Below are 2,243 nucleotides of genomic sequence, written 5' to 3'. Positions count from 1 at the left end.
GGCCTTCCGTGCTTCGGAAAGCGGCGATTATTATCTGCTGGTACTGGTGCATCATTTCGTAGTGGATGGGATGGGCTATCGGCTATTCCTGGAAGCATTGGAGGACGCATACAACGCTCTTGCTGCAGGCCATGATGTGAATGGTGCCGAGGCCGTACAAAGGCTCTCTCCCTGGTTGAAGCGGCTCGAGCACTACGCGAACAGCGAAGCACCAGACGAACTCAAGCACTGGGAAGGCATTGACTACGATCAATTCAACTTCCGTGTCAGCGACGCGTCATCGGGCCGCACGAGTGTTGCCGAAAAAGCGCGAGAGAGCTTCACGATGCAAGTCTTAAAGGTCGTCGCGAGGATGCGAACGGCCGTTCGCTTCGGGTAGATCGGGCCAAGTATCATCTTGAGATCGACCGGGAAGCGACAGCGAGTCTCCTCAGTATTGGAGCCAGATCAGCGAATTGTCAGGACTTTGATGTGTTTCTTGCTGCCCTGTCGGGTGCGTGTGGAGCCCTGTTCGGCAACTATTCGCTCTGGATTGATAGCCTGACCTCGACACGAGGCCGGCTGTTTGACGATTTCGATTCATCTCAGATCATTGGTCTTCTCAGCGAGCTCGTTCCGCTTTCACTGAATGTCACAGGAAGGGAGTCGCGTTCCGACCGTGCTCGTTTGATATACCGGCAGCGCAATGCGCTGCCGCGCGGGGGAATAGGCTTTCGGGCCCTGAAATTCCTAAACCGAGATCCAGCCGTGCGGCGTCGGCTCGATCGCCTGCCACTGCCCAGAATTGGGGTGAATTATCGCGCCCGCTTGCAGCGCCATTTCCCACGCCGTTTTCTAGACACAGAACCTTCTCCACTTTGGATCGGCGAACACATGCATCAAGCGGCGGCGATCCACGTCTTCTGGTTCGATGTCGGATATCAATCGGGCGATCTACAGATTGACACCACGTATGATCCGAGCATGGTCGATTATGAGGTGACCCGCCATCTTTGCACGGTCTTGCAACAGGAGCTGTTGCAGACGATCAATGAAATTCGGAAGATCTCGGGACACCTTCATCCATGAGTGAGCCCGATGCGGAATTCGCCGCCGAGGTCGATCACGATGTGATGCCGAACAAGAACGCGCGCATCGATCTATCAGACCCCGGTCTGTTCAGACTTATCCTACGGCTCGCCATTCCGTCTGTTGTTGGCTTGTCGATCAACGCGTTGCAGCAGGTCGTCAACGCAATCTTTGTTGGGACACTCGGCGCGCCGGCGATCGCAGCCGTCAGCATGACCTTGCCGATCGTGGTCCTGCTCGCGGCGGCCGGACAGGGGATAGGAGTTGGAGCAGCGTCGTTCATATCTCGTCATCTTGGTGCTGGTGAGTACCTAGAGGCGAGTCGAGGCGCCAGTACCGCTCTCGCGCTCGCCGCGCCAGTCGGCATCACGGTCACAGTCGCTCTGTTTCTAAACATGCGAGAGATCTTCCTAGCGCTCGGGGCAACTCCAACCATCATGCCCCTGGCGCTCGACTACGCGACGACGCTTTTGTTCGGATGCACCCTGATGCTTCTGAATATCGTCAACGGCTTCATCGTCCGAGCCGAAGGCGATACGCGATTTAGCATGTGGACGATGATGACCGCCTTCATACTGAACGCTGGCCTTGATCCAGTGCTCATATCCGTGCTGGACCTCGGTGTGCGAGGCGCCGCTCTCGCAACGCTTGTGTCTCAGACTGCGGCTATTAGCCTCTATATCGCGTATTTTACCAAGCGACGCGGAATGGTCGTCGTCAGGATGTCTCACATCTCGTTGCGAGCAGATCGCATCAGACAGATAGCGTTCGTGGGGGCGCCAGCGACCATGACCAGCATCTTATCTGCTATTACTGTCGTGCTCTTGTACGGAGCAGCTGCGCCCTTCGGCGAAGAGTCCATCGCGGCCGTGGGAATAGCGGTGCGACTCTTAACGATTGGCGCACTGCTTATCAGCGGTTTCTGTATGGGGTCTCAAGCTATCCTGGGTTTTGGCTGGGGCGCACGCGATTTTGCTCGCGTACTGAGGGCTGCAAAGGTCATGCTCTCTATCACGGTTGCGCTTTCCTTTGCGTATTCCGCGACCGTTATGGTTTTTGTCCGTCCTTTGGTCGGGCTGTTCAGCGATAGCGATAGCGTCAGGGAAATTGCCGTTTCTGCCTGCACCGTCTTCCATCTCTTTTTTGGACTGTATGGTATTGAGACTGTCGTCACG

General features: G+C 56.2%; 3 protein-coding genes. All 3 read left to right on the top strand.

Features of this window, described 5'->3' with window-relative positions; translation table 11 throughout:
• Positions 1 to 379: condensation domain-containing protein (locus I6F24_RS37210; RefSeq protein ID WP_225154114.1), on the top strand; the 379-nt coding region annotated here is incomplete at its 5' end.
• 92 nt (positions 380 to 471) lie between these two features.
• Positions 472 to 1,068 carry a hypothetical protein gene (locus tag I6F24_RS37205; protein ID WP_225154113.1) on the top strand — a complete coding sequence of 199 codons (597 nt, stop codon included), beginning with the start codon at positions 472 to 474 and terminating at the stop codon, positions 1,066 to 1,068.
• On the top strand, positions 1,065 to 2,243 hold a 1,179-nt coding region (locus tag I6F24_RS37200), incomplete at its 3' end, for an MATE family efflux transporter (protein WP_225148805.1). The genes I6F24_RS37205 and I6F24_RS37200, both read left to right, overlap by 4 nt.

The sequence above is a fragment of the Bradyrhizobium sp. BRP23 genome, assembly GCF_020194135.1.
In the GTDB taxonomy this organism is placed as follows: Bacteria; Pseudomonadota; Alphaproteobacteria; order Rhizobiales; family Xanthobacteraceae; genus Bradyrhizobium; species Bradyrhizobium yuanmingense.
This window is presented reverse-complemented; position numbering and strand designations above follow the sequence as displayed.